This is a genomic window from Streptococcus sp. HF-100, assembly GCF_015594635.1.
Classification (GTDB): Bacteria; Bacillota; Bacilli; order Lactobacillales; family Streptococcaceae; genus Streptococcus; species Streptococcus vaginalis.
The window spans coordinates 457,325-484,120 of sequence record NZ_JADNQV010000001.1 but is presented as its reverse complement, the minus strand read 5'-3'; the positions used below and the strand labels follow the sequence as shown (position 1 = coordinate 484,120).

Here is a 26,796-nt window from a genome sequence, read left to right as displayed (position 1 = left end):
AAATGTTTTATGGCTATGAGAATCACTTTAGGTCTTTAGAAGACCTTGAACAAGCTATTGTGAACTACATTGATTATTACAACAACAAACGAATTAAGGTCAAACTAAAAGGACTTAGCCCTGTGCAGTACAGAACTAAATCCTTTCAATAATTATTTGTCCAACTTTTGGGGGTCAGTACATTCTTGCTCCTTTTTCAATTTATTTAACAAAAAAGAGGGACGTTTGATTCCTTTTTGATTGCTTTTATGGTAGAATAATTCAATCTAATAAATTGGAGTTTAGGATGAATATTTTTCGTAAAAAAGATGTCAGTCGAGATCGGACTGGCATGCGTCGTCATTTACGATTGCTTGATTTGATTTTGTTAGGGATTGGCGCTATGGTGGGAACGGGTATTTTCACGATTACCGGAACGGCGGCTGCAACTCTAGCTGGTCCAGCTTTGGTGGTTTCGATTATTATTTCTGCTCTTTGCGTGAGTATTTCTGCTTTCTTTTATGCAGAATTTGCGTCAAGAATTCCTGCAAATGGAGGTGCTTATAGCTATCTCTATGCTGTTTTTGGAGAATTTCCAGCTTGGATAGCAGGTTGGCTGACCATTATGGAATTTATGACGGCGGTATCTAGTGTTGCCTCTGGTTGGGCTTCCTATTTGAAAGGCTTGCTGAATGGATTTGGTTTGAGTATGCCAAGAGCGCTCAATGGAACCTTTAATCCGCAAGCGGGAACCTATGTAGACTTACTGCCGATTCTTGTTTTGGTATTTGTAACAGGTGTGGTTTTATTAAATTCTAAAGCAGCTCTGCGATTTAATTCTGCTTTGGTTGTCTTGAAGTTTTCGGCGCTTGCCCTTTTTATCTTTGTAGGTATTTTCTTTATTAAACCTGAAAATTGGTCTCATTTTGCCCCATTTGGCTTTGGAAAATTATATGGTGGCAATGTTGGAATTATGGCTGGTGCTTCTCTGATGTTCTTTGCCTTTCTTGGTTTCGAGTCTATTTCTATGGCAGTGGACGAGATTAAGGAGCCACAAAAGAATGTTCCACGAGGGATTGTGCTATCTTTGTCCATTGTAACGGTACTTTATATATTGGTGACACTAGTTTTGACAGGGATTGTTCACTATAGCAAGCTAGATGTAGCAGATGCTGTCGCTTTTGCGCTTCGCAGTGCTGGGCTTAGCTGGGCGGCTAATTATGTGTCAGTGGTAGCGATTTTAACTTTGATTACCGTTTGCATTTCCATGACTTATGCTCTGTCGCGTATGATTTACAGCATTGCGCGTGACGGTTTGTTGCCAAAGTCTTTCAGAAAATTAACTGCCACTAGTCGGGTACCGAAAAATGCTACGATTTTGGTAGGAATTGTAGCAGCTATTTGTGCTGGTATTTTTCCGCTAGCCAGTATCGCATCCTTTCTAAATATCTGCACCTTGGCTTATCTGATTTTGTTAGCAGTGGCTATTTTGAAGTTGCGCAAGGATAAAGGACTTCCTCAAGCAGGGGAATTTAAAACTCCTCTGGTGCCTCTGACGCCAATCTTATCCATTATTATCTGTCTGTCTTTCATGACCCAATATGGCTTTGACACATGGCTGGCATTCGGGCTTGCCTTACTAGTCGGAACAATTATCTATTTTATCTATGGCTATCAACATTCGGAAATCAATTGATGAGTTTACCTTACAAAAAATGTAAGAAATAATTGTAAATTGTAAGATGAGGTTGGGGAAAAGTCCCAGCTTCATGCATTTTATAGTTTGGGTTGTAAGACGCAGTGGTTGGGTGGATATCCTTATCTCTTGTTATACCGGTAATATCGGCTATCCTAACCAACTGTGCGGAGGTGGGACGACGAAATCAAATTCTTCGGATTATTGATTTCTGTCCCACTCTCATTTTTCCATATAATAGTGATAATAAAGTAAGTGATGGAGGAAAAAATGAAAAAAGGATGTATTGGTTGTCTAGGTGTGCTAGGAGTATTGCTTTTAGCGGTATTGGGAGCAGTGTTATATTTCGGTCCTAATGATGATATCTATCTTTTACCACCTAGTCCTGAGCAATACGCAAAATCTGCTCTAAATAAGATGAATTCTGCTCTTTATATTGATGAAAATTGGTCACAAGAAAAGGAAAAAGCATTAAAAGAAGTCAAATCTGCCAAAACTTATGCAGATACCTATCCAGTTCTAAAGAAAATGACAAAACTATCGGGAGGAAAACATTCTTATTTTTATACACCGAAGGAATTTAAAACTTCACAAAAGGAAGAAAGTCAGCTTCCTGTTGTAAAAAATGAGAATGGCATTCTTTACTTGAAATTACCTCCTTTTATAGGAAACGAGAAAGAAGCTAAGGCTTATCAAACGATCCTAAATCGAGCACTAACTAAGGAAACTTACAAGGGAGTAATTGTGGATTTGGAGAATAATAGCGGCGGCAATATGTATCCTATGATTGGTGGATTAGCTGCTATTTTGCCTAATGATACTCTCTTTCAATTTGAATATGCAAATGGTCAAAAAATAGGTACTACTTTATCACAAATATTGGCAAGCAAGCAGACAGAAGAAAATTCAAATAGCAGTTCCAAAACAATTCCTATAGCAATTCTAGTTAATGGTAATACAGCTAGTTCTGGTGAAATGACGACAATAGCTTTCAAAGGCTTACCAAACGTTAAAACTTTTGGCAAGCCAACAGCTGGCTATACAACAGGAAATATGGTTTATTCTCTTTATGACGGGGCAACAATTCAGCTGACGGTTTCTCGGATTATTGACCGAAAGGGTAATCGTTATGAAAATACTCCAATCGAGCCAGATATTGCTACAACCACACCATTGAATGATGCTAGAACTTGGTTACTAGAGCAAATATCGAAATAATCTCTAAACAGCGATTACCGCTGTTTTTTGTTATAATAGAAAGAAAAAGAGGTGCGAATATGATACGACCTGCAGAACTTTCAGACGCAGCGGCTATTCAGGAAATCAATGCAACTGCTCTCGGCTATGATTTTGGCTTGATAGAAACTCGTCAGAAACTATCAGAGCTATTGGATAGGTCTGATCATTTTATCTTGGTAGCAGAAAATGTGGCAGGAAAGATTGTCGGCTATGCCCATGCAGCTAGCTATGATTGCCTCTATTTTCCGCCTTTACTCAACCTGTTGGCATTAACAGTTGACAAAGATTTTCAAGGTCAGGGATATGGCAAAGTGCTGATGCAGGCCGTGTGTGAAGAGGGTTCAGCTGCAGGCTATGCAGGTATTCGCATAAACTCTGGCATTTCTCGAACTGAAGCCCATGAATTTTATCGAAAACTGGGCTGTGAGGAGAAAGCTGACCAGAAACGTTTTTATTGGAAATTTTAAGAAAGGAATTCTATGAAAATTGAACCATTAAGTCAAAGCAATGCAGAAGAAATTGCGAATCATTGGCATTACGAAGGAATTTATGCTTTTTATGATATGCAAGCAGATCCTGAGGATTATGAAGAAATTTTATCTCCTGAAGCGCGTGGAAATCACTATTATCAGGTTCTCAAAAATGATGAATTATATGGCTTTTTTTGCCTTTTTCCAATTGACAAAGACAAGCAGGAACTGGGTTTAGGTATGAAGCCAGAGTATTGTGGCAAAGGTCAAGGCAAAGATTTTTTACAAACGATTTTACGGTTTATCGAGGAAAACATTTCAGTGAAAATCCTGACTCTATCAGTAGCAGATTTTAATCAAAGAGCTCAAAGGCTTTATCTCAATTGTGGTTTCAACGTAATCGGACGGCAGCCTCAGGAAAGCAATGGCGATAGTTACCTTTTTGTCAAAATGGAAAAGGAGTTGAAATGAGAGTTGCGGTTATCCAAGGAACCACTCGAAGAAATATGAATTTGCTGCTATTTGAATCTGTAAAAAAAGCAGTCCAAGCGTCTGATGAAGTGCTAAATTTTGGAATTTTTGAGGATGAGGACGAGCAGTATTCTTATGTTGAAATAGCGATCTTGATCAGTTTCTTAATGGAAAGCGGAGCAGTCGATTTTGTCGTAACAGGATGTTCCTCAGGTCAAGGTATGATGCTTGCCTGTAATAGTTTACCGGATCTTTTGTGTGGTTATATAGAAAATCCTCAAGACGCGTTCCTCTTTGGACGCATCAATGGAGGGAATGTCGCTTCTCTGTCAATCGGCTTAAATTTTGGTTGGCAAGGCGAATTGAACCTGCAATATACATTAGATAAACTATTTGATGGTGAGTTTGGCATTCGCTATCCTGAACATGAAGCAGAAAGAAAAAGAGCGGAAGCAAGTGCCTTAAAGAATTTGAACCGTTTAACGAAACGCAGTTGGGAAGAATTATTAGAACAAATCCCAAAAGATATTCTCAACAAGTTGTTGCAAAGAAAGATAGTGATGAATGCCATTATAAATAAGGGAAGCAATAAAGAGTTCATCCGTTTGCTGAAAGCGAAAGCAGATAAAATGGACGCAGATAGAAAGTGGAATAAAGTTTGACAATCAAATAGGGAAAGTATGAGATTGACTTCTGTTGCAGTTATCGTTATTTGAGAAAAAAAGGGAGTGGGACAGAACTAAAAATAGAAAATTTTTAGTTCGTAGTCCCACCCCCGCAAGGGTGCTTAAACAGTTATCAAGCTGTTTAAGGTTGCAGATGAAGAAAACGAAGTTTTCGTCAAAGGTGCTCTTCCGAGCTTGAAAAGCGAATGAAGAGTCCAATCACGATGGCTTGCTGTGCAAGGCTGATTTCCCGCCTTCAACAATTCACTGAATGTTGAAGCTACGTTATTCGTTTATTAATAAATATGATAGAAGCTGGGACACTTTTTGCCCAGCCTTTTCTTGTCTTATGCTAATTTTGTAATATTGACTGCTTGAAGACCACGTTGACCTTCTTCAATGTCAAAAGTTACTTTTTCGCCTTCATTCAGTGATTTGAATCCGTCGGATTGAATCGCTGAAAAGTGAGCAAAAACGTCTGGTCCGTTTTCTTGTGAAATAAAGCCGAAGCCTTTTTCAGCATTGAACCATTTTACTGTACCTTGTGCCATACATCTTACTTCCTTTCTCTAAAATGTTGCGTAAAAAATAGAAAAAGTAAAGATGAAAAACAAAAATACTCACTCAAAATTCATTTACTCTTGCTAGTCTAACAGAAGAAAGAGTAAAAAGCAAGGAAAAGCCAGCGATTGGCAATATATTTTGCTATACTAGTAATATGAAAAGCAGAAAGAGGTATATCATGACATTTGAAGAAATTTTCGTTTCTCATTGTCATTAGTAACCCATTGTATTCCCTAAAGCTTGGTATTATAAGGTTTGTAAAATATCATATATCATTAGTATCCATTGGGAAACCTCTCAAAGTCCACAAAAGGGAGTATAAAAATAGACCTAAAAGGTCTATCGATCACGAGTTCAGCAGGCAAGAAATTAGCGCAACCATAAGGTGCGCTTTTTTTGTTTCTTTCCTCCTCTTAAATGATGAAAAAAAGAAGATGAAAGACCTAATATTAACGCTATTATTCTATGATTTTCTAAAGAATTTGTCAACCTTTAAAACCTATTTGTTCGTGTTTTATCTAAAACCACCCCCCTAATATGTAAAAATAGCGCACATTTTTGGTTAGTTGAGCATCCATCGGTTTACAGTTTTTGGATAAAAACGCACATTTATTTGATAGGGGGGGTGTATCGTTCGCTTTTAATGTCACATATCTTAGAAAGTGTTGCATTTTTTAAATACAGCTTAACCGCTATATTTTCTAATAGATTAGTCTATTTTTTAAAATATACAATGCAACATTTTTTTATTATATATCATTTCTGTTTTTAAAAATGTATTGAAAGATAAAGATTTATTTTTTTGAGCTAATCATTCCCTAATAAGCTATCTTTGAATTTCTTTTTATATTCTTCTAGTGTTTCAAAATTTGAACCGTTGGCAATTTCGTTTATTTTGCTTTTGGCATATTCAAGCTGAGTAGTTTGACGTTGATTATCCTCTAACCATTGTTCAATAATTTTGGCGCGATAAGCTGTTGGAGTTTCTCCAGCTTTTTCAGCTTCAGTATCAATATAAATATATTTTACTGGCAGCCCTTTCGCTTTTAAGTAACTTGATAAGGCTTCATAGTATTTTGAATTATTATATACAAAACGTTTATTATAATAACTTTCGTCTCGTGCTGACAATTCAGGAAAAAGTGGAAGCAGTGTATCCAATACATCAGCTACTTCAGTAAAACGACCGTTAAAGAAAATATTCTGTTCTCTATTTTTAAAATCATTATTGATATACTGCAGTTTCAAAAATACGGAGTTTAATATCTTTAGATAACTATTATCATAAACTTCTTTTAATGTGTCTATTGTTAGTTGTATCCGTTTTAGTGCGTCAGATACATTCGGTTTAAATGCTTTAGTAAAATCTTTAGCTTTATCAGAAAGTAGCTGATTATACTTTTTGCGAATATCCAGATATAATGCTTCTTTTTCTTTATCCGTTAGATAACGATTAACAGTTACCTGTTGGATTTTTTCTATCAATTTTTCAATTAAAACGTTGTTACTTTTTAGATGTGAACTCGCTTCCTGATGCTCCATACCTGTTAATAACGGAACAACATATATCAAAATTTCTTTATCTGTAAAAGAGTTGTTAAAGGATAGTGTTCCTTTAATTAAACCTAGTTCTTGTTTTAAATCAAAATAAATACTGCGTGCTTCTTTAATTGTCAATGTGTTTTTAGTTCCTAAAATTGCCATGTGTTTTTTAACCTTTCTTTGTTTTAAAATGTAGGGAGATAGTCCCCTAAGTTGTCTGTAGTTTTCTTCTTCGTTATGCTTGCCAGCTTATCCAACCCTAATAAAGGTTTTATGGTCTTTTCTGTGTATTCATATGCACCTATAGGTGGTAAACTTGCGACAATTCGTTTAACCATTGTGGTATCAATATCTTTAACAAACATCTTCTTGTCTGCAAATCCTAAAGAAATGGCAGTATCGCAAGATAACCATGTCTCGCGCTCCATCATTTCTTTGATTTTTTCTTTTGCTAGCCCTGTTCGCTCTTGATAGGCGGTAGCTAATGCATCGTTTGCTACATCCATAGTTTCTATTTGACGCTTAAGTTGCTGACTGTTCCCGTAAGTTAGGGTTGATACATTATGAATCATCATCAATGCTATAGGATTCATCTCTATTACGTCCCCAGCCATAGCTATCACGCTTGCTGCACTAGCGGCCAGTCCTACAATTTTTACAGTTACTTTTCCCTTATGCCCTCTCAATTTTGCATATATCTCATTAGCTGTATACACATCCCCACCGCTTGAGTTAATTCGGACTTCAAGAGGTTCAGATGGAAAAGGGATCTTTATATCTTCTAGTGAAGTATACTCCCTACCATCTTTTTTATACTCTAGTATAGAACTTTTAGGGATAATAACGCCTTTGATTTCTATTTTTTGCATTGTTCCTCCTTTAGTCTATAACATAAAAGGGACACCAAAAAGTATTGAACTTTCTGATGTCCCTGATTGTTTCAGTAGACTATTATTTTTTAGTTTCTGTTTTTTCAAGATAGGTTAATTTCCCTTCTTGAAAATGTAAAGTTATTTTCCCAAACTTGGGAGGTAACTCTGTATCTATTTTATCATTTTTTATAAATAAGATAAAGCCCTCTTTTAACATTTGTGTAAATTCATTTTCCATTAGTCTTCCTCTTTCTTTAATTAAATTATGTAGAATCATCCAATTTGTGACTATGTTCAATAGTCACACGGTCACGGGGAAAACCCCTGATAATACTGACTTTTTTTAATCTATTATGTTGTGACCGTCTTTTAAATTTTATTTTTTATATATAATGTTTTTTTATAAAATATTTTTTACGTAATATAATAAAAAACACAGTCACACGGTCACAAGTCTAAAAATAATCTGTGAAAAAGTCTTTAAATCAATGTTTTTACCCTGTTACCAACTTATCCAAGTAGGACAACAAGACAGTCACACGGTCACGATTTATTGTTTGTATATTCCCTTGACTGACCCGATCAGGCTTTTTTCTTGCCAGCTTTGAGGGGCTATTCTCTTTTTGTCTTTTTCAGATACTCTAAAACTCTTTACAGTGTATTTATTCTTTGTTTCCTTGTTCAATAGTGCTGTTACTTTCTGACCATGCCCGTAAAGATTGGGGTCGTTAATGCCTTCGTTGCTTGTAAAGTCTTTTAGCCAATCTTTAATAATCGCTAGTGGGACATGTTGCAATTCGTGGTAGCCGTTAGGTATGTAGAATGTGGTGACAAATGAAAAATAAAAATCATTATTTATTTTGTATTCGCTTAATAGTTCCTTTACTGCTTGGGGTTCTATGAATTTATCAAACTTTTCAAGGTTCAATATGCGATAAAGTACCCATTCAAGCAGGCGTTCATCTTTTAAATATTGGTTTTTGATTTCTGGTTTCTCTTTTTGTCCATTAAAATCTGCATTAAAGGGAACGATACACAAACGCCTATACCATCCTTGATTTTTAGCCCTCGCCTTTGGCAATTCGTTTCCAGAAAACAAGCAGAAGCATTTATACACTGCTTCATAAGGTTGTTGGTGCTTAGGATTAACATGTACACTATCGCCTGTGACTACACTCATAAGGTCACTTACTTCATCAAGATACTTGTTAGAAATATCATCTCCTATATTACAGACCTTTCCTTCAAGAGCACTTAGTTGAAAGCTTTCTTCAAATTGATTGGGTTTAAGGTTGCTGATATTCTTAGCGCCTATTAAATTTATTAAAAGAGATTGAAACGTCCCTTTTCCGTTGTTTCCTTCACCGTACAAAATCGCCATCTTTCCTCTTGTGTAGTTAGGGTTAATAGCTTCATTCATAATCTGCCATAATAGAGTAACAATATCCTCATCATTACAAGCAATAGATTTTAACCACTCATCAAAATCAAACCACTTGTCTAGAATTGGCTTCATAGGTTTGTCATGGTATGCTGTATTGATTTTACTTTTTATGATATAACTGGGAGAAAACGGTAGCAGAGCCTTTCTTTTCAAATCAAAGATACCATTTTTCACAGGTATCAGGTTTCTATCTGATAACGGTTCTTTTAGTTTTGTCATCGTGCGCAAAACAATCTGAATTTCTCTAAAGTGCTTACTCCTCAGACGACTGTCAAATTCTATACATAACTTGTTAAAAATATCAACACTAGCTATATAGATACCCTCATCCAAATTATACAAGTAAAGTAAGTTCTGATCTGTTGTAATACCTCTTCCGATAAAAACAAAATAACAAGTTTTTTTAAGAATATTAGCCACATCAAGCGGTCTAGGTAATGCTGTTTTTTTACTTTTTACCTGTCCTTTTTTCTCTCCATTAGTGTAAAATTCGGTCACGGTGTTAGCTTCCCGCCATTTTTTCCCCGCTTCATGTAAGGTATTATAAAGTTCTTTCATAGTCTGCGGTGCTGGTATTTCTACTGTCTTATCTAGTAGCTGTGTTTTCTCTTCATTTCCGTAAATTTCTTTTAAAATTTCGTTTTTATCCAATTTTCTCCCCCTTATAAATGCTTGTAATAGTATCAAGAAAAAAGCCTGCTAAGTCAGCGCGTTTTATAAGATTTGTAAATAACTCTAAGACGGTATCAAAATCATAGCCATGTAAAAATAATAAACGAATAAAATAGGCAACTTCACGCCTTGTATAGATACCCTGTGAAACAATATCCAATATTTCTCCTTTTAATTCTATCCATGTTCCTTGTCGATTCTCTGCCAGTCTGGTAGATTCCAAATCTTGCAAAATTTCCCAAAGATCAGCACTAGCCAGTGCTATTTTCTTATCCCTTACCAATATCCAACCTTTTTGGGTGTCACTTTTGGACGGATCGCCTGTTATCGTCTTTACTATGATGTCCGTATAAGAAAAAGCTATCAACTCACGACCTAAGGGGGCAAAGTATAAAAATTTGTAAAAATCTCCATTCTTTAAAACTTTGGTAGGATTATGCTTCAAAAATCCAAATAATCCTAGCTTATTAGTATGTAAAGTTAACTCAATAATTTCATACATATCTAATCCTTTCTTTGCTTTCTCAAATGCTTTAAGTGTGCATTATTTTTTTCATGGTTATCAACCCCCAAAAATATCAGAACATCACTAGTTTTATAGAAAACTTTTCTAGTATCTTCTAGTGGCGGGCGGTATCGTTTTAAACCTGCTTTTTCCCAACGTGCCAAGGTTTTGGATTTTATTCCTAATTCTTCCTTGACCTGTTGGGCTGTCATTAGTCCGAGCTGTCTTGGCTTTGGTTGCGTGTAAGACTGCAGAAAGTTAGAAAGCAAGGTTAAAGCTTCCGCCTTTAATTGTGTTTCTGTATCTAAGCTAAATAATGCCATATTAACCGCCTTTCAAATATTTGTCTTGTTTTTTAAGGTATTCTCGCTTTACTTTGTTCGATAGAGTGGCTATGAGATAGAGGGCTGATAGACCCAAATTATTAAACGTTTCATAATTTGAAATTTCTTTAGCAACTTTCATCATTCGATTAGCTTCCCAAATGCGACCATGTGGTCGTTTTGGGGATTTTCTTTAAGACCAATAGCTACCAAATCTCTCAACATTGAGTAATTCGAAAGAGAGCAAGTAGCTTTAAATGTCGTAACGTTTCGACCTTCCAAGTCAACCCTGTATTTATGTTCATTCCTAGATGTTGGTATGTGCCAATATATCGCTAAAATGTGGACAACGTTGTCCACATTTCCCAACGTCGGGAAATTTCTAAACTTAATTAAATGTTTCAACGTTGAGAGATTTGGTAAAATGCTGATGTTTCTAAAGCGTTCAATATTAAACGATTTTAAGTTTTTGCTGTATTCTAGTTATATCTTTTCCCTGCAAGTTGTATATAAGTTCCATAGTGAGGGTTTAACTTATCTATATCTTTTTCCTCTCGCTTTGTTTTTATCTCAAAATCAAGCTTAAAAGAACTTTCAAAGTGCCATAACTTCCAAAGCAACCAACTCAAGAAGAAAATCAGTATAATCGTTTGTTCTGGTGTTAAATCTAACTCATTCATGCCGTAATTTCTCTGTCTTTGTTAATTTTTCAATATGTTCAAAATTAAATAGTGCCAGTTGTAAGTACCACATAGGATTATCTGCGGTTCTGTTGTCATTGTATCCGTCTTTGAATAAAGCTAAACGGGTTTTTTCAATATTTGACCTGATTCCATTCAAAGCATGCTCAATGGGAGAAAGTTCGCTCTGTAACACCCGTTTCACGTCTTCATGAAAATATTTCATCATAATATCAGTTAAGAAGTGCAGTATTCTTCCCGTATCGGGATCCAGTTGATAAACTTTACTAATTACGTCTTGCAATTCTTCTGATATTGCATTTTTAATAGGTTTATATTCTTGATTATCAACATTAAATTTGGCTAATGTAGAGATGTTTTCTTTTTTCATGCTTAATCCTCTTTCTATCCTAAGTTAAGGAATCCTTACTTTAGATTTTCTATTTATTTTTATATATGGCAATATCTGCTAGATTATGGTATAATCTAGATATAAAATAACTAAAACCCTTACGGCTTGCCTGCTGTATTATTTTAGTTGATTGTGTGAAAAGCCTTGTAAGTTTGCCGACTGCTAAGGCTTTTTTGTTGTTTCTCTGTAATGCTGTTTCTTGTTTGTTTTAACAATTTATTTTTGTTTGGGGATATAATTATACCTGCGATATATTTCAGTTTCGTTTTTGCCCATTTTACTTGGGCGAAAATTAGCTTAAAATCGATTTTAAACGCTCTGTGTTCCTTCGTTTTTGTTCTTCTGTCATTTTTGCTTTTTTTCTGACAAATGGATTGACAGAAAAATCATCAAGATTTGATAATTTAGCTCGTACAGAGATGCAAAAATTATTCTCAAATTCTTTTTTGATGCTTTCAAAAGCGTGTTCCATTTTCAAAATCTTCGTAACGTGTCGCCGCACATTACTTTCAAAATACCAACAATTATCTAGTTCATCGTAACGGATAACCGTCTCACGTTCTTCTGGTAGATACATTTTTATCCTCCTTGTGTCTGTTTTCTAAAGACTATGGTTTTTATTTCCTGGTAGGTCATATCTAGGTTAATCATAGCGATAGCCATATCTTCTAATGATTGGTATCTGATAAGTTTATCACTAGTTAAGCTATCAATACCGTTATGTCCATTACGTGCTACCATAAGTTGACGCTTATTCATACCACTAACACCCTTTAGTAAAAGATTATTTACTGTACTGTGAGCGTGCTTAGGGGCATTCTCCCAATGTTCTATAGCCTCATGTAGGCTTTTTCTTTTGGGTTGCTCTAAAGTACGTTGCAGTTTAATCTGTGCTAGCTCGTCCCGCATTTCAAAGAATGCTTTGACTAGGTTTTCTTTGAAGTTTGCGACTTGCTCGGTATTCTTCAAGAATGTAACTAACAATGTAGCCTGTTGCTCATTCAAAAGATAATCTTTTGAGTGCTGTCCGCTTTCCCAAACGCTCAAAACGCTGGTAATGTTTGCGGATTGTCTTTGTAATCGTGTGATGCTGTAAGCCAGTACATTCTGCCACGATACTACTTAATGTATACGGCTCTCTCTTGCCGTCCATATAAACTAAGTTCATGTTGTTTCTCCTTTCTATGCTAGTTGTAAAATAATTCGTCTATAGTTATATCTGGTTTGATTTCAGCAACCATTGACTTAATAGCTAAGCGCTCTTTGTCATTAAAGGGCGTTTTCTTTGTCTCTTTGTTGTTGTAAGACTGTAAAGAAATATTTAACTTGTCTGCCATTTGTTGCTGGGTTAACCCTAACATGACCCGGTAGCCTTTGAGTTTGCTCATAGCGTTCTCCTTTCTTTGAAAAATCCCCCTCCCCTAGATTGAAAGGTGTGAAAGGTAGGAAGGGGTAGGAGTATCCATTTCGGATAACTTTTAAAATTATTATATATCCATTTCAGATACCTGTCAAGCGTTTTTTGAAATATTTTGTATCATTTCTTGATACTTTTTTTATTTTCGGTTATAATCAACCTTGAAAGGTCGTGAAATTTATGAATAGGTTGAAAGAATTACGCAAAGAAAAAAAACTAACTCAAGAAGATTTAGCTGGTAAGATTGGCGTATCAAAAATTACCATTCTACGTTGGGAAAACGGAGAAAGACAAATAAAACAAGATAAAGCCCAACAACTCGCCGATTATTTCGGGGTAAGTGTTGGGTATCTGTTGGGCTATAAAGATGATTATTTATCATCAATGATAGAAAAATACGAAGAGAATATGAAAAAACCTGCTGATTTTGGTGGGTATGGTCTTTTAGCACTAACACGAGGGACGGAAGTGCAGGATAAAGTTATAGAAGCTCTTAGACACGCCACAGACTACTATGGGGAGCGAGCACTGAACAGAAAAGAAGCAGAAAAATGGGATGAAGAACGACGGGCTGAAATATTGGAAAGCCTAAAAGACTATTCAGATAATATAATAGGGCGTTTTCTAGCTGGTTTAATGTCCCTTTCTGATGAATTAAAAATACCCATTGTTGATTTTCTAACCTTAGAAGATAAAGATAAAGCAGCCGTTAGTCAAATTATAATATCTCTAGCCGATAATCCAGTTATGCATAAAGATTATTCAAGCCAGCAAAAAACACAGAAGGATAATTAAAGCATATAACCCCATAAAACGCATTTAAGCGTCTGTTTCTTATACAAACCAAATAAGAATAGACGCATTCTTATGATGTAAACCCAATCTAAAACTTTTACGGCTTGCCTGCTGATGGAAAGGGTTATCATCATGAAAATAACAGAACTCAAAAAGAAAAACGGTACAACAGTGTATCGTTCTAGTGTTTATCTAGGTGTTGACCAGATAACAGGTAAGAAAGTAAAAACCAGCGTGACAGGACGGACAAGAAAAGAGGTTAAAGCAAAAGCTCAACAAGCCCAGATAGATTTTAAACTTAACGGATCAACGGTTAAAAAGGAGATGCAAGTCAGAACCTATCAGGAACTCGCTGACTTATGGTTAAGCAGTTACCAACTTACGGTCAAACCTCAAACTTTTAGGGCTACCCAAAGAATGCTCTATAATCATCTTATCCCAGCTTTTGGGACTATGAAACCTAATAAGATAACAGTTTACTATATTCAGGACTTTATCAATGACTTATCAAAGGAGTTGGTTCATTATAGTGTAGTACACTCAATAAATAGGCGTGTTTTACAGTATGGTGTATCTCTGCAGTTGTTGCCGTTCAACCCTGCTAGAGATGTTATATTACCTAAAGTGCTAAAACGTGAAAATAAGGTTATCAAATTCATAGCTCCAGAGAACATAAAGGCTTTAATGGATTATATGGAAAGTCTTTCTAATCAAAAATATGGCTATTATCTCGACTATGTGTTATATAGTGTCTTACTTGCCACGGGTTGCCGTTTTGGTGAAGTGGTAGCGCTAGAATGGTCAGATATTGACCTAAAGGAAAAGACTATTAGTATTACAAAGAACTATAATAGACTGTTAAAGCTCATAGGTACACCAAAGAGTAAAGCAGGAGTTAGAGTAATCAGCATAGACAAGAAAACGGTCAACATGTTACGCCTTTATAAGAATAGACAAAAGCAATTATTCCTAGAAGTTGATTCACAAGCTCCGACCGTAGTCTTTGCAACTCCAACAAAGGAATATCAAAATATGGCTACCAGGCAAGAGAGTTTAGATAGACGTTTGAAAGAAATTAACTGTCCACGGTTTACCTTTCACGCTTTTCGCCATACTCACGCTAGTTTGTTGCTAAATGCTGGGATCAGTTACAAAGAATTACAGTATCGCTTAGGTCATGCTACCCTAGCTACGACTATGGATATTTATAGTCACCTATCAAAGGACAAAGAAAAAGAAGCAGTTTCATATTACGAAAAGGCTATAAATAATTTATAAGTCCACAAAAAGGGGAACAAATTCATAAAACAACTCATTACATAGTTCAAGAAACCTTGTTAAATCAACGTTTATAAACGATAAAGGAGAAAACAATGACATTTGAAGAAATTTTACCGGGTTTGAAAGCCAAAAAGAAATATGTCCGCATAGGCTGGGGCGGTGCTGAGAATTATGTCCAGCTTTTTGACAGTATTGAGCAGAACGGAGTGGCGCTTGAAGTGACGCCTTATTTTCTCATCAATGTATCAGGCGAGGGAGAAGGCTTTTCCATGTGGAGTCCGACGCCTTGTGACGTATTAGCAGATGACTGGGTGGAAGTCCATGACTAGGACGATTTTGGTGACAGGTGTTAGCTCAGGGATTGGTCTGGCTCAGGCGCAGCTTTTTTTGGAAAATGGCTGGCGCGTATACGGTGTAGACCGGTCTGAAAAGCCAAGTTTGACAGGGGATTTTTATTTCCTTCAACAAGATTTGACGTTAGGACTTCAACCAGTTTTTGCTTGGTGTTCGCAGGTAGATGTCCTCTGTAATACAGCTGGAGTGCTGGATGACTACAAGCCCTTACTGGAGCAGACTGCTCAGGAGATCCAAGAAATTTTCGAGATTAACTATGTAACACCAGTAGAGCTAACTCGTTATTATCTGACGCAGATGCTGAAGAAACAATCAGGCATCATCATCAATATGTGCTCAATTGCATCTAGCTTAGCTGGCGGTGGTGGTCATGCTTACACTTCTTCCAAGCATGCTCTGGCAGGATTTACCAAACAGTTGGCACTGGATTATGCGGAGCAGGGAGTGCAGGTTTTTGGGATTGCACCGGGCGCAGTTAAAACAAGTATGACAGCAACGGACTTTGAGCCGGGAGGCTTAGCAGATTGGGTGGCGAGTGAAACTCCCATCAAGCGTTGGATAGAACCAGAAGAAGTTGCCGAGTTGACCCTCTTTCTCGCCTCGGGAAAAGCTCAGTCCATGCAGGGCGAGATTGTCAAGATTGACGGTGGCTGGAGTTTGAAGTGAAGAGGCAAGTAGAATGAAAGCAGTGAGCATTGAGCCAAGACTGCAGGAATGTTTCCAACATTGGCAAAAGAACATGGTGAGATATGGTTTGAAGGCGAAGTTAGGGCAGTTTTATACAAATGAAGACGAGACTGCCGTTTTGTATGAACAAGGAGATTTTCTCTTTTTGGCTGGGCAGGCAGATATGGCATTACTGGCGGATTATAGGGACTTTTGTAAGCCAGACTACCGCATTCTCATATCTGAAGAGGCTTCTTGGCAAGGCTGCTTGTCCTCTTGTCCAGCCTTATCTCCTTTTACCCGTTATGCTTTTAAAGATGAGGCAGATTTTGATGACAAGGTTTTGAAAAACATCGTGGAGCAGTTATCGGAGCAGTTCTGTATGGAGGCAATTAATCAAAGAACCTATCAAGAACTAGCTCAGGAAGAATGGTCTCAGGATTTGCAGGGGAATTTTGCAACTTTTAAAGACTTTCAAGAAGGCGGAGCTTTTGGCTCTGTGATCCGGAAGGGTCAGGAAATCGTCGCTGGGGTCTCGACAGCACTTGTCTACCAAAAAGCCATTGAAATTGAGATTGCAACAAAACCGACTTATCAACAGCAAGGTTTAGCTACTGTTCTTGGGGCGAAGATGATTTTGGCATCCCTGCAATGCGGCGTTTTTCCGCTCTGGGACGCCCACAATGAAGCCTCAAAGAAAATAGCTGAGAAGCTAGGCTATCAATGTTTAGGAGCTTATCCAGCTTATGAGTTGAAATCAGTAACAGATAGGAGAAACCATGACACCAGAACAATTATGGAATGAATACAAAACAATCAACCCCGCAATCGGTGATGACATTGACGCCTGGGCATTTGGTGTAGAGCCAGATCAGCTGGCGGATTTAGTTTTGAAAGGAGAGAAGACTGCGACAGCTTCTGCCTACGATTTGTATCAGATAGATGGTGAGCCGATTCCTCAAGCAGGAACCTTTGATGTGATTTTAGACGGTCAAGGTCAAGCTGTCTGTATCATTAAAGTGACCAAGGTAACGGTTGTCCCTTTCAATCAAGTGTCTGCAGAGCACGCTTTTAAAGAAGGAGAGGGAGATAAATCTTTGGCTTACTGGCGGCAGGTGCATGAGGAACTCTTCACGGAATGGATGGCTGAAGCCGGCTTAGCTTTCTCAGAGGAGACGGGCGTGGTCTTGGAGGAGTTTTGCAAGGTTTATCCGATATAAAAGATGCGGATTAAAGCATTACAGAGAGAATCTTAACAAATGATATAAAAAATGCTATAATAAAATAAATTTATTTTGATAAAAGGAACTATTATGACAAACTATGCAATTATTTTAGCAGCTGGAAAAGGCACTCGCATGAAATCAGATTTACCAAAAGTGCTTCACAAAGTTGCTGGAATTTCGATGTTAGAACACGTATTTAGAAGTGTTGCTGCCATTGCACCAGAAAAGACTGTGACAGTGGTCGGACACAAGGCAGAGCTGGTGGAGCAGGTATTGGCGGGGCAGACAGAGTTTGTTCGTCAAACGGAACAATTAGGAACTGGTCATGCTGTGATGATGGCAGAGCCTGTGCTGGAAGGTTTGGCAGGGCAAACATTAGTCATTGCAGGAGACACTCCTTTAATCACAGGAGAAAGCCTGAAAAATTTGATTAACTTTCATGTCAACCACAAAAATGTTGCAACGATTTTGACAGCAGAAGCGGAAAATCCATTTGGTTATGGGCGGATTGTCCGTAATCAGCATGAAGAAGTGATCAAAATTGTGGAGCAAAAGGATGCTTCGGATTTTGAAAAGCAAATCAAGGAAATCAATACAGGAACGTATGTTTTTGATAACGCTCGTCTTTTTGAAGCCTTGAAAAATATCAATACCAACAATGCGCAAGGAGAATATTACATCACAGATGTAATCGGCATTTTCCGTGAGAATGGCGAAAAAGTCGGCGCTTATACTCTGAAAGATTTTGATGAAAGTCTTGGTGTGAATGATCGTGTAGCTCTTGCGACTGCCGAAGGAATTATGCGTCGTCGAATCAACCAAGCTCACATGGTGAATGGGGTTAGCTTTGTAAATCCAGAAGCGACTTATATTGATGTAGATGTACAGATTGAACCAGAAGTACAAATTGAAGCCAATGTTACCTTGAAAGGGCAAACGAAAATTGGCGCAGGCAGCATTCTGACAAACGGTACGTATATTGTTGATTCTGTTATCGGTGAACAAACGGTTATTACCAATTCTATGATTGAAGAATCTACAGTTGCAGACGGTGTAACGGTGGGACCTTACGCTCATGTCCGCCCAGGTTCAAGCCTTGCTAAAAATGTACATGTTGGTAATTTCGTTGAAGTGAAAGGTTCTTCTATCGGTGAAAATACCAAAGCTGGGCATCTGACTTACATTGGTAATTCTGAAGTGGGTGCGAATGTCAATTTTGGCGCTGGAACAATTACAGTTAATTATGACGGACAGCACAAGTTTAAGACCGTCATTGGGAACAATGTCTTTGTAGGTTCTAATTCGACCATTATTGCGCCGGTAGAACTTGGGGACAATTCTCTTGTAGGTGCAGGCTCAACCATTACTAAGGATGTACCAGCAGACGCTATTGCCATCGGACGTGGACGTCAGATTAACAAAGATGAATACGCAAAACGCTTGCCACATCATCCAGATAATAAGTAGGAACGGCTATGGATTTTGAAGAAAAAACGCTAAAACGAACAGAAATTTATCAAGGTCCTATTTTTAACCTTGTCAAGGATAAAGTTCAGCTACCGGCTGGGAAAGGTACAGCTTATCGTGATTTGATTTTCCATAATGGTGCTGTAGCAGTTATTGCGTTAACCTCAGAAGACAAAATGATTTTGGTCAGGCAGTACCGCAAAGCTATTGAAGCAACCTCTTATGAAATTCCAGCTGGAAAGTTAGAAGTTGGTGAAAATGCAGATCCAAAGGCTGCAGCTTTGCGCGAATTAGAAGAAGAAACGGGTTATACAGGTGAGTTAGAACTGCTCTATGATTTCTATTCGGCGATTGGCTTTTGCAATGAGCGAATCAAACTTTATAGCGCTAGCCATTTGACAAAAGTTGAAAATCCTCGTCCACAAGATGAGGACGAGACCTTAGAACTCCATGAAGTGACCTTGGAAGAAGCGAAAGCTCTCCTTGCTAGTGGTGATATTTGTGATGCAAAAACCATTATTGCACTTCAATATTGGGAAATGAAAATGAATCGAAGATAGGGGGACGCTCATGGGAAGACCTTTATTAACAGATGAAATGATTGAACGGGCAAATCGTGGTGAAGATATTTCAGGTCCACCTTTGCATGATGAGGAAGAAACCAAAATTTTAAAAACGACTAGAAGTCAGTTTGGTTATTCTTCTCCAACTAGCGGTTTCAATCAAGATACACTTCAAATTGATGTAGAACCAACAGTGACCAAAAGTCGACGCATTGAAAATGCAAAACGCGGAGTATTCCAAGCGAAATTAAACAAAATTCTATTTTGGATTGTCCTGCTTTTGATTGCTTTGATTGCTGCTATTATTTGGCTATAAAAAGCGATAAGCTCGACTTTCGCTTTTTTTGTGATAGAATGAGAGGAAAAAATGAAAATCGGAATTATTGCAGCCATGCCTGAGGAACTAAAAATTTTAGTGGAAAACTTGGAAAATGCCGAAAAACACTTACGTTTGGGGCATGTTTATCATACGGGAAATATCGGTCGTCATGAAGTTGTGCTGGTGGAAAGCGGGATCGGCAAGGTTATGTCTGCTATGAGCGTGGCTGTTTTGGTCAATGAGTTTAAAGTGACGGCTGTCATCAATACAGGTTCTGCTGGTGCGGTAGCTGAAGGTTTGCAAATCGGCGATATTGTAGTGGCTGACCGGCTAGTGTACCATGATGTAGATGTAACAGCTTTTGGCTATGAATACGGACAAATGGCACGCCAGCCACTTTATTTTGAAGCGAGCCGTTATTTGGTTTCTGAGATGAAAAAGACTTTAGAAAAGACACATCAGACAAGTCGCGTTGGCTTGATTGCAACAGGAGACAGTTTTATTGCGGGGCAGGATAAGATTGACCGTATCAAAGGACACTTTCCAGATGTTCTAGCGGTTGAGATGGAGGGCGCAGCCGTCGCTCAGGCTACGCATTCTATCGGTCTGCCTTTTATGGTCATTCGTGCCATGAGTGATACAGCTTCTCATGACGCCAATATCAGCTTTGACGAATTTATTCATGAAGCTGGCAAGCGCTCAGCAGACACTCTGATTCAATTTCTGAAAGAATTGGTTTAGACAAGGAGAATATAGTGTATAAAGAATCTTATTTCGACGGCGGCCTCTTTTCTTACATTGGTCATGCTATTTTAGCTATCTTGATTACAGTTTTGACGCTAGGTATCTGTGCTCCTTGGGGCATGTGTATCCTGTATAATTGGAAGATTAAGCACACAGTCATTGACGGACACCGTCTCTATTTTGATGGTACTGCGATGCAGCTTTTTGGAAATTGGGTGAAGTGGTGGCTCTTGACGATCATTACTTTTGGCATTTATGGTTTTTGGCTTAATATCAAGCTAACCCAGTGGATTACCAAACACACCCATCATTTGAATTAGATGAAAGCAAGCGAGAATGAAGCAGTCTCGCTTTTCATTTGTTCTACCTTGCCAAAAAATCCCTTTTGATGGTATAATCAAGAAACTGTAATCAATGATAGAGGAGAAAAGATGAGTATCTTAGAAGTAAAAAATCTCAGCCACGGTTTTGGAGACCGGGCTATTTTTGAGGATGTATCGTTCCGCTTGCTTAAGGGCGAGCATATCGGCTTAGTTGGAGCCAACGGCGAAGGGAAATCTACCTTTATGAGCATTGTAACCGGTCAATTGTTGCCAGATGAAGGCAAGGTTGAGTGGTCTAAGTATGTGACAGCTGGCTATTTAGATCAGCATGCTGTATTGAAAGAAGGTCAATCTGTACGTGATGTGTTGCGGACTGCTTTTGATGAACTTTTCAAGACTGAAGCTCGGATCAATGAGATATATCTGGCTATGGCAGAAGATGGAGCGGATGTTGATGTCCTTATGGAAGAAGTGGGTGAATTGCAGGAGCGATTGGAAAGTCGAGACTTTTATACTTTAGATGCTAAGATTGATGAGGTAGCTCGTGCTTTAGGGGTTATGGATTACGGTATGGAAACGGATGTCACCGCTCTTTCTGGAGGTCAACGAACCAAGGTGCTCTTAGCAAAACTTCTCCTTCAAAAACCAGACATCTTGCTCTTAGATGAGCCTACCAACTATTTGGACGCAGAGCATATTGATTGGCTCAAGCGCTATCTGCAAAATTATGAAAATGCTTTCGTGCTCATTTCCCATGATATTCCTTTCTTAAACGATGTAATCAATATCGTCTACCATGTAGAAAATCAAAACTTGACCCGCTATTCTGGTGATTATTATCAATTCTTAGAAGTCTACGAGATGAAAAAATCTCAGTTGGAAGCAGCTTATGAGCGTCAGCAGAAGGAAATTGCAGACCTCAAGGACTTTGTAGCTCGCAATAAAGCCCGTGTGGCGACCCGTAATATGGCCATGTCCCGCCAGAAAAAATTAGACAAAATGGAACTGATTGAACTGCAAGGCGAGAAGCCTAAGCCCTCCTTTGACTTCAAAATGGCTCGTACACCAGGGCGCTTTATTTTCCAAGCCAAGGACTTGCAGATTGGGTATGACTGTCCACTGACCCAGCCTCTTAATCTGACCTTTGAGCGTAATCAGAAAGTGGCCATCATCGGGGCAAATGGGATTGGGAAAACAACTCTTTTGAAGAGTCTCTTGGGGATTATACCACCAATCGCTGGGGAAGTTGAGCGTGGAGACTATCTGGAATTGGGCTATTTTGAGCAAGAGACAGCTGGTGGTAATCGCCAGACTCCTCTGGAAGCTGTTTGGGATGCTTTCCCGTCACTCAATCAAGCGGAAGTTCGTGCTGCTCTGGCTCGCTGCGGTCTGACCTCAAAGCATATTGAAAGCCAGATTCAGGTTCTCTCAGGAGGCGAGCAGGCTAAGGTTCGACTTTGTCTCCTCATGAACCGAGAAAATAATGTCTTAGTGCTGGATGAGCCCACGAATCACCTTGATGTGGATGCAAAAGATGAACTCAAACGCGCTCTCCAAGCGTACAAAGGCAGTATTCTCATGGTCTGCCATGAGCCCGACTTCTACGAAGGATGGGTAGATCATATTTGGGATTTTAATCAATTAACGTAAGAATAAAGAAAACGAGGTGTAGGACAAAAAATCAGGATTTCGTAAGAAATCGATTTTGTCGTCCCACCCCCGCAAGGTTGAGTAGGGCTGCAAAAGCTGATAGTATCAGCGCATAGGAGACCTCTCAACTACTACGTATTGAGTTTTATTCTAGAAAGTAAACGAGTCTGGGATATTTTGCTCCAGACTCCGTTTTGTGATTATTTCTTAAATGTATAGTCCTTAATGACTTCAATTTTCTCGATTTTGATTTCTTTTTTGGGCTTGTCGTTTTCGCCTGTCTCAATCGCAGCGATTTTATCCACGACATCCATGCCAGAAATGACTTGCCCAAAGACAGTGTAATTTCCGTCTAAACTTGGATTTCCACCTTTTTTATAGGCTTCAATAATTTTTTCAGGATAAGTTGTGTTAGAGAGTTGATTAGAACTGTCCTTGGTGTTTTGGTTGATGAAAAATTGACTACCGTTGGAATTTGGATTGGAAGAACGAGCCATGGCTAATGCACCACGGATATTGTAGAGATAAGACGAAATCTCTGTTTTAAAGCCACTTCCAGAGTCGATCTTAGAGTTTTTGCCTTTCCAAATGGACTCACCACCAGTCCCGTCTCCTTTAGGATCTCCTGTTTGAATCATGAAATCCTTAATGACACGGTGGAAAGTTACGCCGTTATAATAACCTTCTTTAGTGTGCGTTAAGAAATTTTCAACTGCAAGTGGAGCATATTTTGGAAAGAGCTTCAAGGAGATAATACCTTCAGTTGTGGTTATTTTCACTTCCGCTTCATCGTCAGCGACCTTGTCAGACAACTGTGGGAAATGAGCATTTTTATCGGTCAAAGCAGCTTTTTGCTCTTCTTTTTGTTTTTCAGCTGCTTTTGAGCTGGATTCGGAAGCAAGACTTGAGTCTACATAGTCATTTCCTCTGATAGCTCTTTGTAAATTGGTACAACCTGTCAAAAATAAACCAGCAGCCAGTCCTAAAATAAGTAATTTTTTCATAGATTTCCTTTCTGAATGTTGATCTATTCACATTTTACTATAAGTAAAAGCCTTTTTCAAATCTTTTGAGAGGTTGTCTCTGCTAACTGAAAGGCACTATCGGGCTATCTTTTTGATGTAAAGATAGCTCAATCGTTTTGAGTATGAAAACATTTTCTTATGAAAAGTTTTGTAAATTCGCTTACGAGAAAAAATTTTTTGTGCTAAAATAGCGTTTATCAACAAAGAAATGGAGTTTTTATGCCGAAGAATTTTAAGGAATTATTATTTTTTACAGCCCTTATGTGTAGCATGACGGTATTTGGAATGAGCATTTGGAACCTGTCCGTTGTAGGATATTTTTCATGGGCTCATCTAGCAATGGGATATGTTCCTGGATTGATTACCGCTTTTCTCTTAGACCTTCTTGTGGCAGGACCAGTTGTGAAGGGAGTTGCTTTTAAATTTTTAACAGAACGCCATAAACCTTGGCAGAAGATCCTCGTTGTTTCAGGCGTTATGGTTCTGATTATGGTTTCACTGATGTCTCTTTATGGTATGCTTTTTAACGGCGTGCCGCTTTCAGTAACCAATTACCTTGGAGCTTGGTTGACCAATTTTATTGTAGCTTTTCCCTTGAATTTTCTGATTGTTGGACCAATTTCTCGCTTTATTTTGGGTCAACTGCAACAGCAACTTTTTTAATCTTGCTGACGATGAATGTTTGACAATTGGTTCATGGAAATTCTTTATGATATTTATTTAATGGTAAAAAATTTATGTTATAATAGATTTATAAAGGAGGGACAGAGAATGGCTAAACGATTGACAAGAGATGTGCGAAATAAGAAAATTGCGGGTGTCTGTGCAGGTATAGCAAATTATTTTGACATTGATCCTACCATTGTACGACTGATCTGGGGAGTAGCATTTTTTGTATATGGAATCGGTCTAATCCCTTATTTGATTTTGTGGTTTGTCTTGCCAGAAGATGATGGGAATGATGATGTGATATGGAAGTAAGCAATGTTGTTTCAAAAGTGGAAGCATGGAGCTTCTGCTTTTTTCTTGCATTGGATTAGTGTTCAATTTGTGGTATAATAAAATTTATGGCAAGTAAGAAAAATAGTAAAAAAGGTCGGACAACGAGACGACCTACAAAAGCAGAAATGGAGCGGCAAAAAGCCATTCGGAGGATGCTTGCAACTTTCGGTATCGCTTTTTTGCTTCTTTTTGCAGCATTAAAATGGGGTGCCGTTGGAATCACTCTATATAACCTTATTCGATTGTTAGTAGGAAGTTTAGCCTATATGGCTATTATAGCCAGTCTCATTTATCTTTTCTTTTTTAAGTGGGTCAATAAGCATGAAGGGTATAAATCAGGCTTTTTCAGTATTTTTATTGGCTTGCTGCTTATGTTTCAAGCTTATTTTGTAAATGTTTTAAATTTAAAAGGACAGGTTCTAAGTACAACCTTGTCACGGATTTTAACGGATTTGACAGCTGTTAAAGTCAGTGCTTTTGCTGGTGGCGGTTTATTAGGAGCGACACTCTATACTCCTATAGCCTTTTTATTTTCAAATATTGGCACCTACTTTATCGGACTCCTCTTAATATTGCTAGGGGCGCTACTCATCAGTCCATATTCGATTTATGATATTTTTGAAAAATTAAGTGAAATCTATCATGCTTGGAGTGAGAAGCGAGAAGCAAAGCGTCAGCAACGTTTTATCGAAAAAGAAGAAAAAGCTGCGCAAGCAGCGATGAATGCTATTCAGGTAGAGCAAGACGAGCCACAAATTGATTCTGAAACGGGAGAAATTTTAGATGATGAGGTCTTAGCTCATACGCCGATTCAGTTTGAAGAAGCAGAGCCAGAAATTTATGATTATGATGAGAGTTTGTCTGAGAAACAACACAAAGAAGAGCAGCAAGATAACACAGATGAAGATGTTGAGGTTAATTTCACACCCAAAGAAAGTTTAGATTACAAACTTCCAACAATCAATTTGTTTGCGCCAGACAAGCCTAAAAATCAATCCAAAGAAAAGAAAATTGTCCGCGAAAATATCAAGATTTTGGAAGAAACATTTGCTAGTTTTGGCATTCGTGCTAGCGTTGAACGTGCTGAAATCGGACCGTCTGTGACTAAGTACGAGGTCAAGCCAGCTGTCGGAGTGCGGGTCAATCGCATTTCCAATCTGGCTGACGATTTAGCTCTGGCTTTGGCTGCCAAAGATGTGCGAATTGAGGCACCTATTCCGGGCAAATCTTTAGTCGGAATTGAAGTTCCGAATTCCGAGATTGCGACGGTTACTTTCCGTGAGCTTTGGGAGCAGTCTAAGACAGACGACAAGAAATTACTTGAAATTCCTTTAGGAAAAGCTGTCAATGGCTCTGTTCGGACATTTGATTTGGCAAAGATGCCTCATTTGCTGGTGGCAGGCTCGACTGGTTCTGGAAAATCCGTTGCAGTCAACGGCATTATTGCTAGTATTCTCATGAAAGCACGACCAGATGAAGTCAAGTTCATGATGGTTGATCCAAAAATGGTTGAATTGTCTATCTATAATGATATTCCTCACTTGCTGATCCCTGTTGTGACTAATCCGCGCAAGGCGAGCCGAGCTTTGCAAAAAGTGGTAGATGAAATGGAAAATCGCTATGAGCTATTTTCTAAGGTCGGTGCTCGCAATATTGCAGGTTACAATGCCAAAGTAGCCGAGTACAATGCCAGTCAACCAGAATATAAACAAATTCCTCTTCCCTTGATTGTGGTCATTGTGGATGAGTTGGCAGACCTTATGATGGTAGCCAGCAAAGAAGTGGAAGATGCCATTATTCGCTTGGGACAAAAAGCTCGAGCAGCTGGTATTCATATGATTTTGGCCACTCAGCGACCGTCTGTTGATGTTATCTCTGGGCTCATCAAGGCCAATGTTCCTTCGCGGATTGCTTTTGCTGTCTCTAGCGGAACTGATAGCCGAACGATTCTAGATGAAAATGGTGCCGAGAAACTCTTGGGACGTGGGGATATGCTCTTTAAGCCGATTGATGAAAATCATCCTGTCCGTCTGCAAGGATCATTTATTTCCGATGAAGATGTAGAGCGCATTGTCACTTTTGTTAAGAATCAAGCCGAAGCAGATTATGATGATAATTTTGACCCAGGCGAAGTATCTGAGAATGACATGGATTCAGGTAGTGAGAGTGAACAAGGAGATCCACTCTTTGAAGAAGCCAAGGCTTTAGTCATCGAGACGCAAAAAGCGAGTGCTTCAATGCTCCAACGTCGATTGTCTGTCGGGTTTAATCGTGCGACTCGGCTCATGGAAGAGCTAGAAGCTGCGGGTGTCATCGGTCCAGCAGAAGGCACCAAGCCAAGAAAAGTTTTATTGAATAACTAAAACTAAATAGGTGTGGTTTAAAAAATGTAACATCCTTTCCCAACAAATTTCTGTTGGGATTTTTTTG

At 38.4% G+C, this 26,796-nt stretch carries 34 protein-coding genes and 1 pseudogene; 21 read left to right on the top strand and 14 right to left on the bottom strand.

The window, feature by feature from the left end:
- The 6 genes from IYQ23_RS02310 to IYQ23_RS02285 form a co-directional block, all read left to right on the top strand.
- Window positions 1-152 (top strand): IS3 family transposase (locus IYQ23_RS02310; RefSeq protein ID WP_195673944.1); only part of this gene is annotated, 152 nt, incomplete at its 5' end.
- A 134-nt stretch (window positions 153-286) separates the two neighbouring features.
- Window positions 287-1,675: an APC family permease gene (locus tag IYQ23_RS02305; protein ID WP_195673943.1), complete on the top strand. Its 1,389-nt coding sequence runs from the start codon at window positions 287-289 to the stop codon at window positions 1,673-1,675.
- A gap of 270 nt (window positions 1,676-1,945) precedes the next feature.
- Entirely contained in the window at window positions 1,946-2,893 is a 948-nt protein-coding gene (locus IYQ23_RS02300; RefSeq protein WP_195673942.1) for a S41 family peptidase, read from the top strand.
- A 59-nt stretch (window positions 2,894-2,952) separates the two neighbouring features.
- Window positions 2,953-3,381: a GNAT family N-acetyltransferase gene (locus tag IYQ23_RS02295; RefSeq protein WP_195673941.1), complete on the top strand. Its 429-nt coding sequence runs from the start codon at window positions 2,953-2,955 to the stop codon at window positions 3,379-3,381.
- 12 nt (window positions 3,382-3,393) lie between these two features.
- Window positions 3,394-3,855 carry a GNAT family N-acetyltransferase gene (locus IYQ23_RS02290; RefSeq protein WP_106384803.1) on the top strand — a complete coding sequence of 154 codons (462 nt, stop codon included), beginning with the start codon at window positions 3,394-3,396 and terminating at the stop codon, window positions 3,853-3,855.
- Window positions 3,852-4,517, top strand: coding sequence for an RpiB/LacA/LacB family sugar-phosphate isomerase (locus tag IYQ23_RS02285; RefSeq protein ID WP_195673940.1), 666 nt, complete (start codon window positions 3,852-3,854; stop codon window positions 4,515-4,517). The genes IYQ23_RS02290 and IYQ23_RS02285 overlap by 4 nt, the downstream gene beginning before the upstream one ends.
- Before the next feature lie 350 nt (window positions 4,518-4,867).
- Here the strand turns inward: IYQ23_RS02285 and IYQ23_RS02280 are convergent, their stop codons facing one another.
- The 13 genes and pseudogenes from IYQ23_RS02280 to IYQ23_RS02220 form a co-directional block, all read right to left on the bottom strand.
- Window positions 4,868-5,071, bottom strand: a complete 204-nt coding sequence (locus tag IYQ23_RS02280) for a cold-shock protein (RefSeq protein WP_003032129.1) — start codon at window positions 5,069-5,071, stop codon at window positions 4,868-4,870.
- Window positions 5,072-5,891: 820 nt separating this feature from the next.
- On the bottom strand, window positions 5,892-6,788 hold the full coding sequence (locus IYQ23_RS02275; RefSeq protein ID WP_195673939.1) for a hypothetical protein: 897 nt from the start codon (window positions 6,786-6,788) through the stop codon (window positions 5,892-5,894).
- Between the two features lie 23 nt (window positions 6,789-6,811).
- A complete protein-coding gene (locus tag IYQ23_RS02270; RefSeq protein ID WP_003025521.1) occupies window positions 6,812-7,495 on the bottom strand; it encodes a head maturation protease, ClpP-related in 684 nt (227 codons plus the stop codon).
- A gap of 82 nt (window positions 7,496-7,577) precedes the next feature.
- Window positions 7,578-7,736 (bottom strand): DUF2292 domain-containing protein, encoded by a 159-nt coding sequence (locus IYQ23_RS02265; protein ID WP_003025520.1) that lies wholly within the window; start codon window positions 7,734-7,736, stop codon window positions 7,578-7,580.
- A gap of 312 nt (window positions 7,737-8,048) precedes the next feature.
- Complete coding sequence (locus tag IYQ23_RS02260; protein ID WP_003025519.1) at window positions 8,049-9,500, bottom strand: DNA primase family protein; 1,452 nt, start codon at window positions 9,498-9,500, stop codon at window positions 8,049-8,051.
- A gap of 85 nt (window positions 9,501-9,585) precedes the next feature.
- Window positions 9,586-10,116 carry a hypothetical protein gene (locus IYQ23_RS02255; RefSeq protein WP_003025517.1) on the bottom strand — a complete coding sequence of 177 codons (531 nt, stop codon included), beginning with the start codon at window positions 10,114-10,116 and terminating at the stop codon, window positions 9,586-9,588.
- A 2-nt stretch (window positions 10,117-10,118) separates the two neighbouring features.
- Complete coding sequence (locus IYQ23_RS02250) at window positions 10,119-10,442, bottom strand: hypothetical protein (protein ID WP_003025515.1); 324 nt, start codon at window positions 10,440-10,442, stop codon at window positions 10,119-10,121.
- A 1-nt stretch (window position 10,443) separates the two neighbouring features.
- Window positions 10,444-10,587 carry a hypothetical protein gene (locus IYQ23_RS02245; protein ID WP_160312915.1) on the bottom strand — a complete coding sequence of 48 codons (144 nt, stop codon included), beginning with the start codon at window positions 10,585-10,587 and terminating at the stop codon, window positions 10,444-10,446.
- Window positions 10,588-10,921: 334 nt separating this feature from the next.
- Complete coding sequence (locus IYQ23_RS02240; RefSeq protein WP_003025513.1) at window positions 10,922-11,122, bottom strand: hypothetical protein; 201 nt, start codon at window positions 11,120-11,122, stop codon at window positions 10,922-10,924.
- On the bottom strand, window positions 11,115-11,513 hold the full coding sequence (locus IYQ23_RS02235) for a hypothetical protein (protein WP_049476602.1): 399 nt from the start codon (window positions 11,511-11,513) through the stop codon (window positions 11,115-11,117). Before IYQ23_RS02235 ends, IYQ23_RS02240 begins: the two co-directional genes overlap by 8 nt.
- Before the next feature lie 313 nt (window positions 11,514-11,826).
- Window positions 11,827-12,111: a hypothetical protein gene (locus IYQ23_RS02230; protein ID WP_049476601.1), complete on the bottom strand. Its 285-nt coding sequence runs from the start codon at window positions 12,109-12,111 to the stop codon at window positions 11,827-11,829.
- Between the two features lie 2 nt (window positions 12,112-12,113).
- A pseudogene (locus IYQ23_RS02225) lies at window positions 12,114-12,702 on the bottom strand (Rha family transcriptional regulator).
- Between the two features lie 19 nt (window positions 12,703-12,721).
- Window positions 12,722-12,922 carry a helix-turn-helix transcriptional regulator gene (locus tag IYQ23_RS02220; protein WP_049476600.1) on the bottom strand — a complete coding sequence of 67 codons (201 nt, stop codon included), beginning with the start codon at window positions 12,920-12,922 and terminating at the stop codon, window positions 12,722-12,724.
- A gap of 209 nt (window positions 12,923-13,131) precedes the next feature.
- Between IYQ23_RS02220 and IYQ23_RS09490 the strand changes: the two genes are divergently transcribed.
- From IYQ23_RS09490 to IYQ23_RS02160, 12 genes are all read left to right on the top strand, one after another.
- Window positions 13,132-13,746 (top strand): helix-turn-helix domain-containing protein, encoded by a 615-nt coding sequence (locus IYQ23_RS09490; RefSeq protein ID WP_229311896.1) that lies wholly within the window; start codon window positions 13,132-13,134, stop codon window positions 13,744-13,746.
- 132 nt (window positions 13,747-13,878) lie between these two features.
- Entirely contained in the window at window positions 13,879-15,024 is a 1,146-nt protein-coding gene (locus IYQ23_RS02210; protein WP_195673938.1) for a tyrosine-type recombinase/integrase, read from the top strand.
- 95 nt (window positions 15,025-15,119) lie between these two features.
- Window positions 15,120-15,356 (top strand): DUF2829 domain-containing protein, encoded by a 237-nt coding sequence (locus IYQ23_RS02205; protein ID WP_059220488.1) that lies wholly within the window; start codon window positions 15,120-15,122, stop codon window positions 15,354-15,356.
- Window positions 15,349-16,047: a 3-oxoacyl-ACP reductase gene (locus tag IYQ23_RS02200; RefSeq protein WP_195673937.1), complete on the top strand. Its 699-nt coding sequence runs from the start codon at window positions 15,349-15,351 to the stop codon at window positions 16,045-16,047. Before IYQ23_RS02205 ends, IYQ23_RS02200 begins: the two co-directional genes overlap by 8 nt.
- 13 nt (window positions 16,048-16,060) lie before the next feature.
- A complete protein-coding gene (locus IYQ23_RS02195) occupies window positions 16,061-16,852 on the top strand; it encodes a GNAT family N-acetyltransferase (protein WP_195673936.1) in 792 nt (263 codons plus the stop codon).
- Window positions 16,827-17,267, top strand: a complete 441-nt coding sequence (locus IYQ23_RS02190) for an ASCH domain-containing protein (protein ID WP_126466586.1) — start codon at window positions 16,827-16,829, stop codon at window positions 17,265-17,267. The genes IYQ23_RS02195 and IYQ23_RS02190 overlap by 26 nt, the downstream gene beginning before the upstream one ends.
- A gap of 93 nt (window positions 17,268-17,360) precedes the next feature.
- Window positions 17,361-18,740 (top strand): bifunctional UDP-N-acetylglucosamine diphosphorylase/glucosamine-1-phosphate N-acetyltransferase GlmU, encoded by a 1,380-nt coding sequence (glmU, locus tag IYQ23_RS02185; protein ID WP_195673935.1) that lies wholly within the window; start codon window positions 17,361-17,363, stop codon window positions 18,738-18,740.
- Between the two features lie 8 nt (window positions 18,741-18,748).
- Window positions 18,749-19,300, top strand: coding sequence for an NUDIX hydrolase (locus tag IYQ23_RS02180; RefSeq protein WP_106100221.1), 552 nt, complete (start codon window positions 18,749-18,751; stop codon window positions 19,298-19,300).
- Window positions 19,301-19,310: 10 nt separating this feature from the next.
- Window positions 19,311-19,619: a cell wall synthase accessory phosphoprotein MacP gene (gene macP / locus IYQ23_RS02175; RefSeq protein WP_003025491.1), complete on the top strand. Its 309-nt coding sequence runs from the start codon at window positions 19,311-19,313 to the stop codon at window positions 19,617-19,619.
- A gap of 51 nt (window positions 19,620-19,670) precedes the next feature.
- Entirely contained in the window at window positions 19,671-20,363 is a 693-nt protein-coding gene (locus IYQ23_RS02170) for a 5'-methylthioadenosine/adenosylhomocysteine nucleosidase (protein ID WP_195673934.1), read from the top strand.
- Between the two features lie 14 nt (window positions 20,364-20,377).
- A complete protein-coding gene (locus tag IYQ23_RS02165; protein ID WP_195673933.1) occupies window positions 20,378-20,686 on the top strand; it encodes a DUF898 family protein in 309 nt (102 codons plus the stop codon).
- 111 nt (window positions 20,687-20,797) lie between these two features.
- Window positions 20,798-22,339, top strand: a complete 1,542-nt coding sequence (locus tag IYQ23_RS02160) for an ABC-F family ATP-binding cassette domain-containing protein (protein ID WP_049508646.1) — start codon at window positions 20,798-20,800, stop codon at window positions 22,337-22,339.
- A 200-nt stretch (window positions 22,340-22,539) separates the two neighbouring features.
- Here the strand turns inward: IYQ23_RS02160 and IYQ23_RS02155 are convergent, their stop codons facing one another.
- Window positions 22,540-23,343: a peptidylprolyl isomerase gene (locus IYQ23_RS02155; protein ID WP_037606309.1), complete on the bottom strand. Its 804-nt coding sequence runs from the start codon at window positions 23,341-23,343 to the stop codon at window positions 22,540-22,542.
- A gap of 240 nt (window positions 23,344-23,583) precedes the next feature.
- On the opposite strand from IYQ23_RS02155, the gene IYQ23_RS02150 reads away from it, so the two are divergent.
- The 3 genes from IYQ23_RS02150 to IYQ23_RS02140 all read left to right on the top strand — a co-directional run bounded on the left by IYQ23_RS02150 (window position 23,584) and on the right by IYQ23_RS02140 (window position 26,729).
- Window positions 23,584-24,027, top strand: a complete 444-nt coding sequence (locus tag IYQ23_RS02150; RefSeq protein ID WP_195673932.1) for a DUF2798 domain-containing protein — start codon at window positions 23,584-23,586, stop codon at window positions 24,025-24,027.
- 108 nt (window positions 24,028-24,135) lie between these two features.
- Window positions 24,136-24,345 (top strand): PspC domain-containing protein, encoded by a 210-nt coding sequence (locus IYQ23_RS02145; protein ID WP_022525195.1) that lies wholly within the window; start codon window positions 24,136-24,138, stop codon window positions 24,343-24,345.
- A gap of 86 nt (window positions 24,346-24,431) precedes the next feature.
- Window positions 24,432-26,729 carry a DNA translocase FtsK gene (locus IYQ23_RS02140; RefSeq protein WP_195673931.1) on the top strand — a complete coding sequence of 766 codons (2,298 nt, stop codon included), beginning with the start codon at window positions 24,432-24,434 and terminating at the stop codon, window positions 26,727-26,729.
- Window positions 26,730-26,796 lie beyond the last annotated feature (67 nt).

What these genes read in the sequence shown, in the direction of transcription:
- IYQ23_RS02305 (WP_195673943.1), top strand. Translation starts at nt 287, where the DNA reads ATGAATATTTTTCGTAAAAAAGATGTCAGTCGAGATCGGACTGGCATG.
- IYQ23_RS02300 (WP_195673942.1), top strand. Translation starts at nt 1,946, where the DNA reads ATGAAAAAAGGATGTATTGGTTGTCTAGGTGTGCTAGGAGTATTGCTT.
- IYQ23_RS02295 (WP_195673941.1), top strand. Translation starts at nt 2,953, where the DNA reads ATGATACGACCTGCAGAACTTTCAGACGCAGCGGCTATTCAGGAAATC.
- IYQ23_RS02290 (WP_106384803.1), top strand. Translation starts at nt 3,394, where the DNA reads ATGAAAATTGAACCATTAAGTCAAAGCAATGCAGAAGAAATTGCGAAT.
- IYQ23_RS02285 (WP_195673940.1), top strand. Translation starts at nt 3,852, where the DNA reads ATGAGAGTTGCGGTTATCCAAGGAACCACTCGAAGAAATATGAATTTG.
- IYQ23_RS02280 (WP_003032129.1), bottom strand. Translation starts at nt 5,071, where the DNA reads ATGGCACAAGGTACAGTAAAATGGTTCAATGCTGAAAAAGGCTTCGGC.
- IYQ23_RS02275 (WP_195673939.1), bottom strand. Translation starts at nt 6,788, where the DNA reads ATGGCAATTTTAGGAACTAAAAACACATTGACAATTAAAGAAGCACGC.
- IYQ23_RS02270 (WP_003025521.1), bottom strand. Translation starts at nt 7,495, where the DNA reads ATGCAAAAAATAGAAATCAAAGGCGTTATTATCCCTAAAAGTTCTATA.
- IYQ23_RS02265 (WP_003025520.1), bottom strand. Translation starts at nt 7,736, where the DNA reads ATGGAAAATGAATTTACACAAATGTTAAAAGAGGGCTTTATCTTATTT.
- IYQ23_RS02260 (WP_003025519.1), bottom strand. Translation starts at nt 9,500, where the DNA reads ATGAAAGAACTTTATAATACCTTACATGAAGCGGGGAAAAAATGGCGG.
- IYQ23_RS02255 (WP_003025517.1), bottom strand. Translation starts at nt 10,116, where the DNA reads ATGTATGAAATTATTGAGTTAACTTTACATACTAATAAGCTAGGATTA.
- IYQ23_RS02250 (WP_003025515.1), bottom strand. Translation starts at nt 10,442, where the DNA reads ATGGCATTATTTAGCTTAGATACAGAAACACAATTAAAGGCGGAAGCT.
- IYQ23_RS02245 (WP_160312915.1), bottom strand. Translation starts at nt 10,587, where the DNA reads ATGATGAAAGTTGCTAAAGAAATTTCAAATTATGAAACGTTTAATAAT.
- IYQ23_RS02240 (WP_003025513.1), bottom strand. Translation starts at nt 11,122, where the DNA reads ATGAATGAGTTAGATTTAACACCAGAACAAACGATTATACTGATTTTC.
- IYQ23_RS02235 (WP_049476602.1), bottom strand. Translation starts at nt 11,513, where the DNA reads ATGAAAAAAGAAAACATCTCTACATTAGCCAAATTTAATGTTGATAAT.
- IYQ23_RS02230 (WP_049476601.1), bottom strand. Translation starts at nt 12,111, where the DNA reads ATGTATCTACCAGAAGAACGTGAGACGGTTATCCGTTACGATGAACTA.
- IYQ23_RS02220 (WP_049476600.1), bottom strand. Translation starts at nt 12,922, where the DNA reads ATGAGCAAACTCAAAGGCTACCGGGTCATGTTAGGGTTAACCCAGCAA.
- IYQ23_RS09490 (WP_229311896.1), top strand. Translation starts at nt 13,132, where the DNA reads ATGAATAGGTTGAAAGAATTACGCAAAGAAAAAAAACTAACTCAAGAA.
- IYQ23_RS02210 (WP_195673938.1), top strand. Translation starts at nt 13,879, where the DNA reads ATGAAAATAACAGAACTCAAAAAGAAAAACGGTACAACAGTGTATCGT.
- IYQ23_RS02205 (WP_059220488.1), top strand. Translation starts at nt 15,120, where the DNA reads ATGACATTTGAAGAAATTTTACCGGGTTTGAAAGCCAAAAAGAAATAT.
- IYQ23_RS02200 (WP_195673937.1), top strand. Translation starts at nt 15,349, where the DNA reads ATGACTAGGACGATTTTGGTGACAGGTGTTAGCTCAGGGATTGGTCTG.
- IYQ23_RS02195 (WP_195673936.1), top strand. Translation starts at nt 16,061, where the DNA reads ATGAAAGCAGTGAGCATTGAGCCAAGACTGCAGGAATGTTTCCAACAT.
- IYQ23_RS02190 (WP_126466586.1), top strand. Translation starts at nt 16,827, where the DNA reads ATGACACCAGAACAATTATGGAATGAATACAAAACAATCAACCCCGCA.
- glmU (WP_195673935.1), top strand. Translation starts at nt 17,361, where the DNA reads ATGACAAACTATGCAATTATTTTAGCAGCTGGAAAAGGCACTCGCATG.
- IYQ23_RS02180 (WP_106100221.1), top strand. Translation starts at nt 18,749, where the DNA reads ATGGATTTTGAAGAAAAAACGCTAAAACGAACAGAAATTTATCAAGGT.
- macP (WP_003025491.1), top strand. Translation starts at nt 19,311, where the DNA reads ATGGGAAGACCTTTATTAACAGATGAAATGATTGAACGGGCAAATCGT.
- IYQ23_RS02170 (WP_195673934.1), top strand. Translation starts at nt 19,671, where the DNA reads ATGAAAATCGGAATTATTGCAGCCATGCCTGAGGAACTAAAAATTTTA.
- IYQ23_RS02160 (WP_049508646.1), top strand. Translation starts at nt 20,798, where the DNA reads ATGAGTATCTTAGAAGTAAAAAATCTCAGCCACGGTTTTGGAGACCGG.
- IYQ23_RS02155 (WP_037606309.1), bottom strand. Translation starts at nt 23,343, where the DNA reads ATGAAAAAATTACTTATTTTAGGACTGGCTGCTGGTTTATTTTTGACA.
- IYQ23_RS02150 (WP_195673932.1), top strand. Translation starts at nt 23,584, where the DNA reads ATGCCGAAGAATTTTAAGGAATTATTATTTTTTACAGCCCTTATGTGT.
- IYQ23_RS02145 (WP_022525195.1), top strand. Translation starts at nt 24,136, where the DNA reads ATGGCTAAACGATTGACAAGAGATGTGCGAAATAAGAAAATTGCGGGT.
- IYQ23_RS02140 (WP_195673931.1), top strand. Translation starts at nt 24,432, where the DNA reads ATGGCAAGTAAGAAAAATAGTAAAAAAGGTCGGACAACGAGACGACCT.